General features: G+C 72.5%; 15 protein-coding genes and 1 pseudogene. 10 read left to right on the forward strand and 6 right to left on the reverse strand.

The window, feature by feature from the left end:
* Nucleotides 1–108 precede the first annotated feature (108 nt).
* From AB0B29_RS28940 to AB0B29_RS28965, 6 genes are all read left to right on the forward strand, one after another.
* Complete coding sequence (locus tag AB0B29_RS28940) at nucleotides 109–1617, forward strand: MFS transporter (protein WP_362244403.1); 1509 nt, start codon at nucleotides 109–111, stop codon at nucleotides 1615–1617.
* A 169-nt stretch (nucleotides 1618–1786) separates the two neighbouring features.
* Nucleotides 1787–2794: a Ppx/GppA phosphatase family protein gene (locus tag AB0B29_RS28945; RefSeq protein WP_362244404.1), complete on the forward strand. Its 1008-nt coding sequence runs from the start codon at nucleotides 1787–1789 to the stop codon at nucleotides 2792–2794.
* Between the two features lie 47 nt (nucleotides 2795–2841).
* Entirely contained in the window at nucleotides 2842–3042 is a 201-nt protein-coding gene (locus AB0B29_RS28950) for a hypothetical protein (protein WP_362244405.1), read from the forward strand.
* 123 nt (nucleotides 3043–3165) lie between these two features.
* The gene (locus tag AB0B29_RS28955; RefSeq protein WP_362244406.1) at nucleotides 3166–4173 is read left to right on the forward strand and encodes an iron-containing redox enzyme family protein; all 1008 of its coding nucleotides are present in this window, start codon (nucleotides 3166–3168) and stop codon (nucleotides 4171–4173) included.
* Nucleotides 4174–4194: 21 nt separating this feature from the next.
* On the forward strand, nucleotides 4195–4851 hold the full coding sequence (locus AB0B29_RS28960; protein WP_362244407.1) for a HemK2/MTQ2 family protein methyltransferase: 657 nt from the start codon (nucleotides 4195–4197) through the stop codon (nucleotides 4849–4851).
* Nucleotides 4832–5038, forward strand: a complete 207-nt coding sequence (locus AB0B29_RS28965; protein WP_362244408.1) for a CDGSH iron-sulfur domain-containing protein — start codon at nucleotides 4832–4834, stop codon at nucleotides 5036–5038. The genes AB0B29_RS28960 and AB0B29_RS28965 overlap by 20 nt, the downstream gene beginning before the upstream one ends.
* Before the next feature lie 169 nt (nucleotides 5039–5207).
* Here the strand turns inward: AB0B29_RS28965 and AB0B29_RS28970 are convergent, their stop codons facing one another.
* Complete coding sequence (locus AB0B29_RS28970) at nucleotides 5208–5642, reverse strand: protease inhibitor (protein WP_362244409.1); 435 nt, start codon at nucleotides 5640–5642, stop codon at nucleotides 5208–5210.
* A gap of 326 nt (nucleotides 5643–5968) precedes the next feature.
* Here AB0B29_RS28970 and AB0B29_RS28975 point away from each other — a divergent pair, with 326 nt between their 5' ends.
* From AB0B29_RS28975 to AB0B29_RS28985, 3 genes and pseudogenes are all read left to right on the forward strand, one after another.
* Nucleotides 5969–6526, forward strand: coding sequence for a hypothetical protein (locus AB0B29_RS28975; protein ID WP_362244410.1), 558 nt, complete (start codon nucleotides 5969–5971; stop codon nucleotides 6524–6526).
* 33 nt (nucleotides 6527–6559) lie between these two features.
* A pseudogene (locus AB0B29_RS28980) lies at nucleotides 6560–6942 on the forward strand (hypothetical protein).
* A gap of 79 nt (nucleotides 6943–7021) precedes the next feature.
* Nucleotides 7022–8191, forward strand: a complete 1170-nt coding sequence (locus AB0B29_RS28985; RefSeq protein WP_362244411.1) for a lactate 2-monooxygenase — start codon at nucleotides 7022–7024, stop codon at nucleotides 8189–8191.
* A 58-nt stretch (nucleotides 8192–8249) separates the two neighbouring features.
* Here the strand turns inward: AB0B29_RS28985 and AB0B29_RS28990 are convergent, their stop codons facing one another.
* From AB0B29_RS28990 to AB0B29_RS29000, 3 genes are all read right to left on the reverse strand, one after another.
* Entirely contained in the window at nucleotides 8250–9869 is a 1620-nt protein-coding gene (locus AB0B29_RS28990; protein ID WP_362244412.1) for an RICIN domain-containing protein, read from the reverse strand.
* A gap of 330 nt (nucleotides 9870–10199) precedes the next feature.
* Nucleotides 10200–10577: a hypothetical protein gene (locus tag AB0B29_RS28995; RefSeq protein ID WP_031110699.1), complete on the reverse strand. Its 378-nt coding sequence runs from the start codon at nucleotides 10575–10577 to the stop codon at nucleotides 10200–10202.
* A 3-nt stretch (nucleotides 10578–10580) separates the two neighbouring features.
* Nucleotides 10581–10826: a hypothetical protein gene (locus tag AB0B29_RS29000; RefSeq protein WP_030845137.1), complete on the reverse strand. Its 246-nt coding sequence runs from the start codon at nucleotides 10824–10826 to the stop codon at nucleotides 10581–10583.
* A 175-nt stretch (nucleotides 10827–11001) separates the two neighbouring features.
* Here AB0B29_RS29000 and AB0B29_RS29005 point away from each other — a divergent pair, with 175 nt between their 5' ends.
* Nucleotides 11002–11934 (forward strand): sigma-70 family RNA polymerase sigma factor, encoded by a 933-nt coding sequence (locus AB0B29_RS29005; protein WP_362244413.1) that lies wholly within the window; start codon nucleotides 11002–11004, stop codon nucleotides 11932–11934.
* Between the two features lie 92 nt (nucleotides 11935–12026).
* On the opposite strand, the gene AB0B29_RS29010 is transcribed toward AB0B29_RS29005, so the two are convergent.
* Both AB0B29_RS29010 and AB0B29_RS29015 read right to left on the reverse strand, forming a co-directional pair.
* Nucleotides 12027–12818, reverse strand: coding sequence for an alpha/beta fold hydrolase (locus AB0B29_RS29010; protein WP_362244414.1), 792 nt, complete (start codon nucleotides 12816–12818; stop codon nucleotides 12027–12029).
* A 114-nt stretch (nucleotides 12819–12932) separates the two neighbouring features.
* A complete protein-coding gene (locus tag AB0B29_RS29015) occupies nucleotides 12933–15176 on the reverse strand; it encodes a glycoside hydrolase family 9 protein (protein WP_362244415.1) in 2244 nt (747 codons plus the stop codon).
* Nucleotides 15177–15240 lie beyond the last annotated feature (64 nt).

The following is a 15240-nucleotide window of genomic DNA, read 5'->3' on the forward strand; positions in this document are numbered from 1 at the left end:
GAAACGTTGCCGTTTCGTTCGGACTGGTCTAGCCTCGACGTGTACGAAACCGTTTCGTTTACGTGCTCACCACTTCCCTCGTACGCCGTCCCTGGAAACGGGTCTCCCATGCCTCAGAAATCCCTCACCGACAGCGCGCCGGAGAGCACCACCGCCCGGACGACGCCCCCTGCGGCCTCGCCCAAGCGGTGGTGGATCCTCGCGGTCGTGGCCCTCGCCCAGTTGATGGTGGTGCTGGACGCCACCATCGTGAACATCGCCCTGCCCTCGGCCCAGGCCGACCTGCACTTCTCCGACGGCGACCGGCAGTGGATCGTCACCGCCTACGCGCTGGCGTTCGCCTCCCTGCTGCTGCTCGGCGGCCGGACAGCCGACCTCTTCGGCCGCAAGCCCGCCTTCCTCGTCGGCATCGTCGGCTTCGCGGCGGCCTCGGCGCTCGGCGGTGCCGCGAACGGCTTCGGGATGCTGGTCGTCGCCCGCGCCCTCCAGGGCGTCTTCGGCGCGCTGCTCGCACCGGCGGCACTGTCGCTGCTGAACACCACGTTCACCGACACGCGCGAACGCGCCCGGGCCTTCAGCGTCTACGGCGCCATCGCCGGTGCCGGCGGTGCGGTGGGCCTGCTCCTCGGCGGCATCCTGACCGACGCCCTCGACTGGCGCTGGACGCTGTACGTCAACGTCGTCATCGCCGTGGCCGCCTTCGCGGGCGGCTGGCTCCTGCTCAGCAACCGCCGCGACGCCACGAACGCCAAGCTGGACGTGCCGGGCACGATCCTGGTCGCCGCCGGCCTGTTCTCCGTCGTCTACGGCTTCTCCAACGCGGAGACGCACGACTGGGACTCGCCGCTCACCTGGGGCTTCCTGATCGCCGGTGCGGTACTGCTGACCGCCTTCGCCTGGTGGCAGACCCGCGCCGCCCACCCGCTGCTGCCCCTGCGCATCCTGCTCGACCGCAACCGCGGGGCGTCCTTCCTGGCCGTGCTGATCAGTGGCGCGGGCATGTTCGGAGTGTTCCTCTTCCTCACCTACTACCTCCAGCTCCACCTGGGCTTCAGCCCCACGAAGACCGGTGTGGCGTTCCTGCCGATGGTCGGCGCCCTGATGGTGATGGCCCAGCTGGGCACCACCGTGCTGCTCCCGCGCCTCGGCCCGAAGACCGTCGTCCCGCTGGGCTTCGCCGTCGCGACCGCCGGCATGGCCTGGCTGACCGGCATCGGCGTCGGCTCCTCCTACACGAGCGCGGTGCTGCCGCAGCTCGTCGTGATCGGCGTGGGCCTCGGCCTGGTGATGCCGTCGGCGATGCAGCTGGCCACGGGCGGCGTCGCGGCCGAGGACGCCGGCGTGGCCTCCGCGACCGTCAACGCCATGCAGCAGGTGGGCGGTTCGGTCGGCACGGCGCTGCTGAACACCCTCGCCGCGAGCGCGGCGACCGACTACCTGGCCGGCAAGGACCCGGGCAGCAAACTGGTGCAGGCCCAGGCCACGATCGAGAGCTACACCACCGCCTTCTGGTGGTCGGCCGGGTTCTTCGCCGCGGGTGCGCTGATCACCCTCGTGCTGCACCGGCGTGGGGTGCCGCAGCAGGACCCGGAGGCGGCGCCGGTCGTGCACATGTGACCGACGCGAGAGCCGGGGGCCGTCGTGCGCAGGGACACGGCGGTCCCTTTCCCGGTCCCTTGTCCGCTGCCCCTCCTCCCCTGCCGCTGGTGTGCCGCTGGTGGCGCGTCCTCGCCGGTCCGCCGCCCCCGACCTGTTGGACGGGCCGCGAAACGGGTACCCACCGGCCATGCGAATGAGCGTGGTGGACGTGGGATCGAACACGGTCAGACTTGTGGTCGCGGACGCGGCGGACGGGGTGCCGCTGCCCGTGCACACCGCCAAATGGCGACTCAGGCTGTCCGAGCAGGTCACACCGGGGGGACCCATCCCGGAGCAGGCCGTGGCGCAACTCGTCGACGCGGTGGCCGAGGCCGACAGGACAGCCGCCCGGTGGGGGGCGGCGAGCCCGCCGGCCTTCGCGACCGCCGTGGTGCGCAACGCGCCGAACCGGCGCGAGGTGCTGCGCACCGTCCGCGCCCGTACGGGCGTCGAGCTGTGCACCCTGCCGGGCGAGGTCGAGGCCGAACTGACGTTCCTCGGGGCCCGGCGGTGGATGGGCTGGCGGTCGGGGCCGCTCGCGCTGCTCGACATCGGAGGCGGCACGCTCGAAGTCGCCTTCGGACGCGGCCGGTTGCCGGACTTCGTGGCGTCGTTGCCGCTGGGGGCGCGGCGGTTGACGCACGAGTTCTTCGAGGAGGAGGACCCGCCGTCGCCGGAGCGGGTGCGGGCGCTGCGCCGCAAGGTCCGCCACCAGTTGCGGGACGTCGCGGCGCGGATCCGCTGGGAGGGCCCGCGCACCGCGGTCGCCACCTCCCGCACCTTCCAGCAGCTGGGGCGGCTGTGCGGTGCGGCGCCCGGACGCCACGGACCGTTCGTGGACCGGCAGATGCACCGCTCCGATCTGCGGGCGGCGATCGCACAGCTGGCCGCCCTGCCCGCGGCCGAACGCGCCCACCTGCCCGGCATCTCCGCACCCCGCGCCGCCCAGAGCCTGGCAGGAGCGGTGGTCGGGCACACCGCGCTGAAACTCACCGGCATCAAGGCCGTCACGGTCTGCCCCTGGGCGATCCGCGAGGGCGTCCTGCTGCGCCACATCGAGGACGGCCCTTCCTGGTGGGCGGAGGTCGCCCTGCGCAGCGAGGAGGCCGCCCCCGCCGATCCGGTGCCACTGCGCCTCGCCCGCGCCGGAAGCTGAACACCCCCGCCCAGAGCGGACGAACCGTACAGGGAAAGGAGACATCCGTGTCCCAGCACAAGGACCACGACCACGCCGAGGACCAGCACGGCAAGCCGGCCGAGACGGCACTCGAAGAGGTGCTGCGCGAGGTCGAGAACGCCGAGAACCGCATCGGGGACTCCGCCGAGGAACGCCGCCACCGGGGCGAGGCCGGGGATGCCACCACCCCCAACACGCGCGCGCAGGAGGAGTCCGAAGGGGACTGACGGAAACCGTGCGGGCCCTCGGGCCACCGGGGCAGCGGCCCGAGGGCCCGCACCACCGGCGTCCCCGCGTGATCGCTCCCCCTCGGCGGGTGACCCCGGTCGCCGGGTGGGTACCCGGCGCGCATGGAGCACGAAGGACCAGCACTGCCCACCCCGCGCGGCCCCCTGAGCCGCAGTGTGGACGCGTATCTGCGGGGCGCGGGCCGCCTGCCCCGCCTCGAGGAGGTCGCCCGCGCCGAGGTGTACGGCGACGACCTCCAGCTCGCCCTCTACCTGTGCTACGAGCTGCACTACCGCGGCTTCGCGGGGGTCCCCCCGGAGCGCGAGTGGGACCCGGACCTGCTGCGCGTCCGTGCGGCCATGGAGCACCGCTTCCTGTCGGCGCTGCGCACCGACGCACACGTGCACGACAGCGTGGACGAGGCACTGGCCGGCTTGTTGGTCGAGCCCCTCGAGGGCACCGGCGTCAGCCACTTCCTGCGTGACGAGGGTGAGCTGTGGCAGGTGCGCGAATACGCGGCCCAGCGCTCCCTGTACCACCTCAAGGAGGCGGACCCGCACGCCTGGGTGCTGCCACGGCTGTCGGGCCGGGCGAAGGCGGCGATGGCCGCGGTGGAGTTCGACGAGTGGGGCGGCGGCCGCGCGGAGCGTGTCCACGCCCGTCTGTTCGCCGACCTGATGGCGGACCTGGGCCTGGACACCGCGTACGGCCGCTATCTCGACGCGGCGTCCGCCGAAGCCCTGGTCACCGTGAACATGATGTCCCTCTTCGGACTGCACCGGGCCCTCCGGGGTGCCCTGGTCGGTCATTTCGCGACGGTCGAGATCACCTCGTCACCGGGATCGCGGCGGCTCGCCGAGGCGATGCGCCGCACCGGCGCGGGGCCCGCCGCCGAGCACTTCTACGACGAGCATGTCGAGGCCGACGCGGTCCACGAGCAGGTGGTGCGCCACGACGTGATCGGTGGCCTTCTGGAGCACGAGCCGTATCTCGCCCCGGACATCGCCTTCGGCATCGACGCCACGGAGTTCGTCGAGGAACGCTTCGGCGCCCGGCTGCTGGCCGACTGGCGTGCCTCCCGTTCGTCACTGCGTGCACCGCTGGCTCAGGAAGCAGCTCATATCTCCTGACGGCCTGGGTACTCGGCGTCCGTGATCGCACTGGTACCCCCGGGCGTGTACGCCCCGCAGGAGGACACCGAGCTGCTGGCCGGTGCCCTGTCCGACGAGCCGCTGCAGCCCGGCGCGGAAGTCCTCGACGTGGGCACCGGCAGCGGCGCCCTGGCCTTGGAGGCCGCGCGCCGGGGCAGCCGTGTGACCGCCGTGGACGTGTCCTGGAGCGCCGTGTGGGCCGCGCGGCTGAACGCCCGGCTCGCGGGGCTCCCGGTCCGTATCCGGCACGGGAACCTCTTCGACCCCGTGCGCGGACAGACGTTCGACCTGATCCTGGCCAACCCGCCGTACGTGCCGGCGCCGGACGGCCATCACAGACCGCCGCGAGGCGCGGCCCGGGCCTGGGACGCGGGCGCCGACGGGCGCCTGGTCGTCGACCGTATCTGCCGGGAGGCGCCCGGTCTGCTGCGGCCGGGCGGTGTGCTGCTGCTCGTGCAGTCGGCGCTCAGCGGCCCGGACCTGACCGTGGGGCAGTTGCGCGCGGCCGGTCTGAAGGCCGCGGTGACCCGTCGGCACCGGATCGCGCTCGGGCCCGTGCTGCGCGGCCGGGAACGCTGGCTGCGGGAGCGGGGGCTGCTGCCCGCCGCCGATGACAAGGAAGAGCTGGTGGTCGTCCGTGCCGAACTCCCCGTCTGAGCGGCCCACGGCGCCGCGCCGCGTCACCGTCCAGCGCAAGGGCCCGCTGCTGATGGAGGGCCCGGTGGAGGTGGAGCTGGAGGACGGCTCCGTGGTCACCTCCGACCGCTTCCGCGTGGCCCTGTGCACGTGCCGTCGCAGCCGCCGCTACCCGTGGTGCGACACGAGCCACCGCGACCGGGCCTGAGGCCCCGACGCCGGCACGGGAAAGGGTCGGGGGCCGGCGGGCAGCCCCACACTGCCCGCCGGCCCCCTTGCGCGAGATCGCGACTCCACGTGACAACGGCCCGGCTCCCCAGCCACGGCCCGCTGCGCTCACGGTTCCAGCGCGATCCCGGTCTGTGGGTTCAGCCCTCTCAGAAGGAGAAGACGCCCGTCCCGTAGGCGTTCTTCATGCAGTCGTTGGAGAAGGTGCGCTCATAGGAGACGCGCTTGCCCTGCCACACGCCCTCGACGGTGACGACGACGGGGTCGTACTGCTTGGTACACATCACGCCGTCCCTCGCGGTCAGGGCGTCGAAGTCGCCGCCCACACCACGCAGTTCCGCACAGGCCGCCCCGGCTGCCGGGTGCGTGCCGGCGGCCTTCGGGGCACAGGTCAGGGTGACCGCGCGTTCCGGAGTCGCAGCGATCGCGCTCTCGCCGTGGCCCACCGTGAGGACGAGGGCCGACGGGGCGTAGAGCGCGGTGGAGGCCTGACCCGGAGAGGCGAGCGCGGCCCCGGAGAGGGGTCCGCAGACGGCGGTGGCCGTCATGCCGATGGTCATGGCCCAGCGCGCGGTGGTCCGCATTGTGTGCATCCTTCCGCATCGATTACAGGGGGTGCCGTCCCGTGCTCGGTCGGTGCCCGGAGCGGCGAGCGCGAGTCTGCCGAGTCCGCTGCGGAAACACACATCGACCCCACGGGTTTCAGTAACCTTGCGTGTTGAATCAGTGGCGCGAAGTTACAGAATCGACGCGGGTGAAGCCCGTAACTGCGCGGTTGCCGGGGGCGCGAAGCGGCCAGATGGCCGATTTCCGCGTGTTCGTTAATAGGCCTGAAACATTCCGATTCCGCTCTCGGCCGACTGCTCGGTGACCCCTTGTGTTCATGAACCGGCCGAGTAATCGTCATTACATGATTACGAACGAGCAGAGAGAGAAGCTTCGCGGCTGGTTCGCCGGCCGCCTGCCCGATGACCTCTTCGAGGAGCTGACCGAGATCACCGTCGACCGCGAGGAGATCACCGTCATCGGCCGCATCCCGGCACCGAGGCTGGCCGAGGACGCCCCGGCCGCCGAACGGGACGCGGCCCTGGAGAGCCGGGCGCAGGAGTTCCGGGAGCGCACCCGCGAGGACCGGATGGCCGTGGCCCGGGAGGCCCAGCACCGGTTCGGCCGCAAGGTGTCCTGGGGTGTGGAGTGCGGTGGACGGCAAACGCTCTTCACCCACGTGGCCGCGCCCGTCATGACGCGGCTGCGCCAGCCGGAACGCCAGGTACTCGACACCCTGATCGCCGGTGGCGTCGCCCGCAGCCGCAGCGACGCGCTGGCCTGGTGCGTGCGCCTGGTGCAGCGCCACACGGACGACTGGCTCACCGAGTTGCGCGAGTCCCTCGAACACGTGCAGCGCGTCAGGGCCCAGGGCCCGGACACCGAGCCGGACCCCGCACCGCGCGCGGACGAGGAGGAGTGAGGCGTTGTCAGACCCCTCGGCCACGTTGCCGGCATGACCGACTTCGTACGGGTGGCAGGGGCATGGCTCGGGGCGTGGGCGTGGGACGAGGTGGCCGCGGAGCTGCGCGGCGCCGGGCATGACGTCCACGCGCTGACGCTGTCGGGCCTCGCCGAGAGACGGGACACACAGCCGGCCGGGCAGCAGACGTGGGCATCACGCTCACCGAACCGGCCGTCCTCGACCGCCCGCTGGGCGAGCTGCCGGCGACCTACGTGAAGTGCCTCCTGGACGGGGCCGAGCCGATGCCGGCGGTGGCCGCGCTGCTCGGGAGTGACAGCTGGGAGCTGGTGGAGCTGGACACCGGCCACTGGCCGATGTTCTCGCAGCCCAGTGCCCTGGCCCGTGTGCTGCGCGAGGCAGCGGCCCGCCCCTGATCCACCCCAGCGCATACCGCTCGGTATCGTCGCCCGTACGGCGGTCCCGACGAGGAGACGACGAGAGGCGGGGCGTGCGGTGGCCAAGCACTGGGCGGACTTCCAGTACGAGATCTATCTGAACGGGATGACGGGCGCCGTTCCTCGGCTGCCCACCGATCTGACCCGGCTGGAGGAGCTCACCCAGCAGCGACTCGGGCCCGGCCCGGTCGGCTATGTGGCGGGCAGCGCGGGCAACGGCAGTACGGCCCGGGCCAACCGGGCGGCCCTGGAGCGCCGCCGGATCGTGCCGCGCATGCTGCGGGACGTGCACGAGCGGGACCTGTCGGTCGAGGTGCTGGGCCGTGCCCTGCCGGCGCCCCTCGCGCTGGCGCCGGTCGGCGTGCTGTCGATCATGCACCCGGACGCCGAGTCCGCCGCGGCCCGGGCCGCCGCCGCGCAGGGCGTGCCGTTCATCCTGTCGTCCGCGTCCAGCACCCCCATGGAGCAGGTCGCCGAGGCGATGGGAGACGCCGAGCGCTGGTTCCAGCTGTACTGGCCGAAGGACCCGGAGGTGGCCCGCAGTTTCCTGAAGCGGGCGAAGGCGGCCGGGTTCACCGCCCTGGTCGTCACCCTGGACACGCCGCTGCTGTCCTGGCGGCCGCGCGATCTGGACCAGGCGTACCTGCCGTTCCTGCACGGCGTCGGCACGGCCAACTACTTCTCGGACCCGGCATTTCAGGCAGGTCTGGCCAAGCCGGTGCACGAGGATCCGAACGCGGCCGTGTTGCATTTCGTCGGGATGTTCTCCGACCCGGCCAAGAGCTGGCCGGACCTGGCGTTCCTGCGGGAGAACTGGGAAGGTCCCATCGTCCTCAAGGGCGTCCTGCACCCGGACGACGCGCGCCTGGCCGCCGACGCGGGCATGGACGGCGTGGTCGTCTCCAACCACGGCGGCCGCCAGGTGGCCGGGTCCGTCGCGGCGGCCGACGCACTCCCCCGCGTGGCGGAAGCCGTGGGCGACCGGCTCACCGTCCTCTTCGACAGCGGCATCCGCACCGGCGACGACATCGTCAAGGCGCTCGCCCTCGGCGCCCGCGCGGTCCTCGTCGGCCGCCCGTACGTCTATGGCCTCGGTCTCGACGGCCGGTCCGGCGTCGAGCACGTCATCCGCTGCCTGCTCGCCGAACTCGACCTGACGCTCGCCCTGTCGGGGCATGCGACGCCGGGCACGGTCGGCCCGGCCGACCTCGTCGAGGACCCGGCGTGAGGAGTGGGCTGCGCGGCGCGTTCGCCGCGCAGCCCCGCTCGGGCCCCGGGGCCCTCCGTCACGCGGTACGGCCCTCGGACAGGGTCACCTGCCGGGCGGCCGGGTCGTCCTGCTCCTCGATCGACAGGGAGCCCTCCGCCGTCGGCAGCGGCTCCGACTGCCAGCGCTGGGCGTCGGAGGAGCGGTCGCGGACCTTGACGACGATGTCGGCGTCCGGGTCGTCGCCGGCCGGGGCGAGGGCCAGCTGCTCGTCCCAGCGGGGCAGCAGCTCACCCTGCACGGTGAGGTCGTAGCGCACGTCCTCGCCCCGCTCGGCAGCCTCGTGGGCGCAGGTGCCGAGGACGACCACACCGGCGTCCTTGTGGGAGTCCAGGCACAGCCCGGGGTCGGCGACGCTGCGCAGCAGCCCGTCGTCCTCGTACGTCCACTGCTGGGTCCACACCGTCGAGCACTCCGCCAGTTTCACGCCCGAACCCTCCTTCGGCAGGTCGCGGATGTCGAGGCACAGACCGGCACCGACGTTGCGCAGCCGCGTCACGCCCTTGGCCGCGGGGAGCCCGGCCTTGCCGGGTGGCGTCACCGACGGGGAGCCCTTGCCGGCGGCGCTGTTGGAGCCGGCCGGGTCGGCCTCCCCGCCGTCGTAGGAGGACGCGCTGATGATGAGCACCGTCGCCAGCACCCCGGCCGAGACCGCGCCGACGCCTGAGAGCAGCGCCCGCGGGGAGCGCAGTGCCTCCGGAACGCGGCGGGCGGGCCCGGGGAGCCGGGACAGCAGCCCGTGCCGTCCGCCGCCCCGCCGTCCGCCGCGCCGCCCCGCGCGAGCGCCCCTGGTTCCGGGGGAGGCCCGGCCCGGGCGCGAGTCGAGGTAGCGGCGGGCGCCCCAGCCGAGCACCGCATCGGCGATCAACTGCCCCAGCGTGCCCTCGAAGTGGCTGAGTTGTTCCGCCGCGTTCCGGCAGTAGCGGCACTCGTCCAGATGCTGCTGGACGTCCGGCAGCAGTGCGCCGCCCCGGCGGATCGGCACGTCGAGGAGGCGGTTGTAGAACCGGCAATCCGAGGTCGGCGCGAGTTCGCGGTGTGCGCGTACACAGCCTTCACGGAATGTGTCCCGTGCCTGTTCGAGGGCTGCCGACGCGATGTCGGTGTCCAGGCCCAGCAGTCCGGCCGGGACGCTTAAAGGATCTGCCTCGACCTCGACGTGCCAGAGCAAACAGCGCGAGTCCGCGGGAAGTGCCTGGAATGCCCGCTCCGCGAGGATCCGATTTTCGGGCGTCATGGACGTCGCCGCGCGCAACCCGCGCCCTCCGGCCGGTTTCTGCAAGGCGGGCAGAACGGCCGATATTCGATCGTCGGCGGACCACTCGCGGATCGTGTCGCGCACGGTCACCAGCAGCGCCGGGCGCAGCGCGACGGCGGACTCGCCGAAGGCGAGGCGGTTGAGGGTCCGGTGGAAGGCAGTCCCGGTCACCATCGCGGCGACCTGCGCCGACGAGGCGAGACAGATCACCGCGTAGTCGTGCACCGGCTGGTAGTGCCGCGCCATCAGCAGCGCCACGGAATGGGCGGCGACCTGGCCCTCCGGACTGCCTCTCAGCGGGGCGGCGAGTGATTCATCGGATTCCCCCGGATCCCCGCCGGGCGGGGGATACGGAGGACGAGGGGGGTGGGGGGTGGGCACTGAGATGGTTCCTTCCCACGCATGTGACACACAGAAGTTCTGTCGCCCAAAAAGGAGGCCCGGTTGGTGCGTTCCTCTTTTGGCACAGCGCGGGAGGTGAGAAATCACCGACGGCGAATCGGACGCGGTCCACAAATCACGTGCGACACCCGGCCATTCCCCCCGCACGCGCGTTTCACTCTTGCACAACCCCCACACGGCCAACAAGGCGCCAGGACAACATCCCCACCATTGACAGGAAGTCAGAAACGGGGAACGGATGCGCGCTCCTCGCACCCGTTTTCGACATTTCCCTGCGGCCTGTGTGAATCGGGCATCCGGCCCCGTTCCTCAGATCTGCCAGGAGCGCAGCCGGTCCGCCGCGCCGTAGACGTCGGTGGTGCCGGACAGCAGGTCGCGCGCGAGGTCGACGAGGGCGCCGTAGGGCGGGTCGATGCCGACGCCGCTGACGAACATGTACGCCACGGCGGTCGCGCAGGCGAAGCGGGCGTTGGCCGAGGGCAGCGGCCGGAGCACGGTGATGGTGTGCAGCAGCGCGGCGGCCCGCCAGGCCGGGTCGGAGTTCACCCCGAGGCGCGGCGGGTCGACGCGGTGCCGGGCGACGGCGGCGACCAGTGCGGAGAAGTCGTTGACGGTGGGCTGGTCCGGCAGGACCTCTTCATGGCGCTGAAGCAGCCAGGGCACGTCGATGTGGATCACGGGCGCCATGGGTCAGGCGGCCCGCCCTTCGCCCTTGGCGGGCGGTTCGTCGTCGGGGAAAGCGGCGGCGAACTCGTCGGCGTGGGTGGCGAAGAACCGGCGGAAGGCCTCCGCACCCTCCTGCAGGGCCCGGTGACGGGCTATGTCGGCCGCGGCTGCTTCCCGCACGAGCGCCTTCATGGACGTACCGCGCTCCTTGGCGATCTGCCTGAGGTCCTCAAGTTCGCGGTCGCTGAACTCCACGTTGAGAGCTGGCATGCCATCACGGTACCGCTCGGGTACTGACTCGTAAATACCCGCAGGTCACGGCGACCCTCGCAAGGTACCGGGGAGGGCACCGCCCGAGATGTGGGTCACAACGGGCTCTCGGATGTCACATTCCGGGTCCCTGTCCGGCTCGCAGTGGTGAGCACGTCCAAGGGAGGGCCCGCACATGACCCAGATCTCCGTACCCGGCACCGACGCCCCGCTCGACGCGGCGACCGGGGTGTTCGTCGACCACCGCGAGCTGCTGTTCGGCGTCGTGTACAACGTCCTCGGCAGCGTCGCGGACACCGAGGACGTCCTGCAGGAGACCTGGCTGTCCTGGACGGCCCGCGGCGGGGGTGTCCCCCTGGCCGGCGTCGACAACCCCCGCGCCTATCTCGTCCGGGTGGCCGTCAACCACGCGCTGCGCCGCCGTGCCGTGATCAGCCGCCGGCGGGAGACGTACGTCGGTCCGTGGCTGCCCGAGCCGCTGGTCGCCCCGGAGGACACCGGGAGCGCCGAGACCCCGGCCCTGCGTTCCGAGTCGGTGTCGCTGGCGATGCTGGTGGTCCTGGAGTCGCTGACACCGCTGGAACGGGCCGTGTTCGTCCTGGGCGAGGTGTTCGGCTACCCGCACGCCGAGATCGCGGAGATCATCGACCGCTCCCCCGCCGCCGTACGCCAGTTGGCGCACCGGGCCCGGGAGCACGTGCACGCCCGCCGGCCGCGGTACGAGGCACATCCGCGGGTGCGGCGGGAGGCGACCGAGCGGTTCGTGCGGGCGGCGCTCGGCGGGGACATCGCCGAACTGATGGAGGTGCTGGCGCCGGACGTCACGGCGTGGACCGACGCGGGCGGCAAGCGCCGGCGGGCCGGGCTGCGCCCGGTACACGGCCGGGACAAGGTGGCCCGTCTGCTCACCGCCGGGCGGGGTGGCCCGGACCACCCGGTCTGGCGCCACCGGCGCGTCAACGGCGACGACGCGGCGGTGCTGTTCGACGGTGACGCGCCGTTCGCCGTCCTGGTCCTGGACCTCACCCCCCAGGGCGACCGGGTGCGCGGCATCTACGTCGTGGCCAACCCCGACAAGCTCGCCCACCTGCCGAGGGCGGCCGAGTGAAGCGCCGAGCGGAGGTGTCCGGGTGCCGCCTGCGTCTGCCGGGCCCCGCGGGCGGCCGGCGGCGCGGTCAGGCGGCCGGACCGCGCCGCCGGTCAGGAGTGGGCGCGGCAGAACTCCCGGACGGTCCGGTTGAACGGCTCCGGGGCCTCGAGGTTGCTGAGGTGGCCGATGCCCGGGAGCACGACCAGCGTGGCCCGCGGCACCGCTTCGAGGAACTGGTGGGCCACGGGCTCCACGGGAGAGCGGGTGTCGAGTTCGCCCCACAGCAGGAGCGTCGGTACCGCGATCCGCGGCAGCAGGTCCCGCTGATCGGCCTCGACCATGACGGTGAGCTCGGTCCGTACGCTCTGGGGCCGGGTGTCGGCCGACATCACGGACAGCAGGCGTACGGCTTCGGCGGGCGGCTGCCCGGCGAACAGACCCGGCATGGTCGGTGCGAACGCCTCGGCCGGGACCGCGAGCATCCGCTCCGCCCCCTCGACCCGCGACCGCACCTCCGCCGCCGGCAGCGAGCCCTTCCAGCCCGCATAGGTGTCGACGAGGAGCAGCGTCCGGACGAGTGCGGCGTGCTGCCGATAGAGCTCCAGCACGACGGTCCCGCCCCAGGAGGCACCGAGGACGTGGGCGGGTCCGAGGTCCACGTCCTCGATGACGGCAGCCAGGCAGCGGGCGTAGTCCGCCAGCGTGAAGGCGGGCGGGACGTCGGAGGAGCGGCCCGCGCCCGGCTCGTCCCAGGCGACGACGGTGAACTCGTCGGCCAGGTCCTCGGCCTGGGGGCGGAACAGCCGGGCGTCCGCGGTGGCGCCGTGCGCGAGCACGAGGGGCGGGCCCTGGCCCACCCGGTCGTACGCGACCTCGATGCCGTCGACCCGCACCGCTGGCATGACACCAGGCTACGCGCGCGTGCCGAGGGCGTCCTCCCGGGCGGACTCCCCCGGCACGCGGCACCTGCCCGGCCCCTCCGCCTGGCCCCTGCGCCCGGTCCCTGCTCCTGGCCCCTACCCCTGGTCCGCCACGAAGGAGGCCATGCGGGTCAGGGCGGCGTTCCAGTTGATCGTGTGCTCGTTGGTCGACCAGGACTGGATGTCGTCGATGTAGCAGAACTGGCCGACGCAGCCCTGGAGTTTGCTCTGCGCGTAGGGGTCCTGGATGCCGGAGTTCGGCCCGCCCGCGAGGGTGCCCTTCGGCGGGTTGGGCTGGGCGGGGTCCAGCTGGTGGGCGTACCAGCGGCTGTGCTGGTTCTGCGCGCTGACCTCGCCGTAGCCGGTGACGTAGGAGATGTTCAGGGCGTTGCGGCCAAGGATGTAGTCCATGCTCTGCAGCGCGCCGTCCCGGTACTTGGCTGCGCCGGTGATGTCGTAGGCGGTGGCGAGGACGACGGCGTTGTTGAGGACCTGGTGGTTCGAGCCCCAGTCGTAGGTGTTGCCGTCCGGTGCGTACGGCATGCCGTAGGGATGGGCCTTGAGGGTGGCAAGGTAGCGGTCGGCGCCCTCGACGACGGACCTGCGCACCGCGTCGCGGCCGGGCAGCCGGTTCGGCACCGTCGCGAGGTCGAGCCGCCCCGCCGCGCCGGTGCGGGCCCAGTCGAAGCCGAGCGGCTTGAAGAGGTCGGCCGTGTGGACCGGGGACGTCAGGACGTACTCCTGGTACCGCTTCTCCCCGGTGGTCAGGTACAGCTCGGCCGCCGCCCAGTAGAAGTCGTCCGTGACGTCGCTGTCGGGATAAGCGCCGCCGCCGATGCCGTCGCTCTCCGAGGCGAGGCGGTCGGGGTGGGCGAGCGCCGCCGACCAGGCCTTGCGGGCCGCGGCCAGGGCCTTGCCGGCGAACGTCCGGTCGTAGGGCCGGTAAAGACGGGCGGCCTGTGCGGCCGTGGCGGCCAGGTTGAGGGTGGCGGCGGTGGACGGCGGGTGCAGTTCGCGCTTTTGCGGGTCGTCGCCCGGCATCAGCGGCAGGCCGGTCCACTGCTCGTCGTGCATCTTGTGGTGTGCCATGCCGGCCAGCGGCTTGCCGTCGGGCACCTGCATCCTCAGCAGGAACTCCAGCTCCCAGCGAGCCTCGTCGAGGATGTCCGGGACCTTGTTGCCGCTCTCGGGGATGTCGAGCGTGCCGTCCCGGAGCTTGTCCGCCTGCCCGGTGCGGGCGTGCCGGGCGCGCTCGTAGGTGCTGAGCAGCTCCCAGGTGGAGATGCCGCCGTTGACGACGTACTTGCCGTGGTCGCCGGCGTCGTACCAGCCGCCGCTGACGTCGAGGGTGTAGTCGCAGACACCCGGTTGGCAGGGCACGGCGGTGTCGCCCTTGTTGGGCGCCACGCCCACGTGTCCGGCCGGGCGGCCGTAGCCGGGCCGCAGGTCGTCGCGTATCGCGATGCCGCTGCGCTGGGTGTAGTAGTACTTCGCCGAGTCGAGGCGGAGCCGCTCGTAGGCGCTCGCGTCGATGTCGAAGGGCCGGCTGGTCTCACCGTCGGCCACGAGCGTGAGGCCCGAGCCCTTCGTGCGGTAGGCGCCGAAGTCGATCGAGTGGACGTTCTGCCCGGAGGAGGCGTCGACGCCGCGCGGGAGGGTCGTGCCCCGGGCGACCACCTTTCCGTCGGCGTTCTTGAGCTGCCAGGGCAGCTTCGCCGTGGCGTCGGTGACCAGCGTGGCGTTCTTGGGCCCGGCCGGCAGGTAGCCGACCTGGTTGACGCGGACCCGGGGACCGGTGTCGGGCTCGTACGGATCCGGCGCCACCCCGCCGAGCAGCGACACGTCGTCCATGCAGAAGCGCCAGGGTTCCGCGCTGCCGCCGAGCTGGAAGCCGACCTGGCCCTGTGCGGTGTCGACGGGCGAGGTGAAGGTGTAGGAGTAGGTGTCGCCGGAGACGCTGAGCTGCGGCGACACCTCGTGGTACGTGTCGTACGGCGACACCGACAGGCCCACGATCGCCCGCACCGCGTGCCCGGCGGGTGTGCCGGTCGCGCTGAAGGAGAAGCGGTACGACTCCCCCTTCACGAGGGTGATGTCGTTCTGCCCGACGGCGGCGTCCCAGCGGTTGGTGGTGCCGCCGGGGACGTCGGCACAGAGCCGGCCGTCGAAGACGCCCGCGGTGACGTTGGCGGTCGTCCACCAGGGCGCGGTGTCGGTGTCGAAGGTGCCGTTCCTGACCTGCTCGACCTCGTCGGCCCCGGCGGGCTGCGACGGCAGCGCGGCGAGCGCGGTGGTCAGCAGTGCCGTCAGGGACAGCAGGGCGGTTCTGCGTCGTTTCACGTCTGGGCTCCTCCGGGGGGTGCGGGTGGCGCTCGGCGTGGGAGCGCTCCCAGATGCGGACGCA

This window comes from Streptomyces tibetensis (genome assembly GCF_040647715.1).
In the GTDB taxonomy this organism is placed as follows: domain Bacteria; phylum Actinomycetota; class Actinomycetes; order Streptomycetales; family Streptomycetaceae; genus Streptomyces; species Streptomyces tibetensis_A.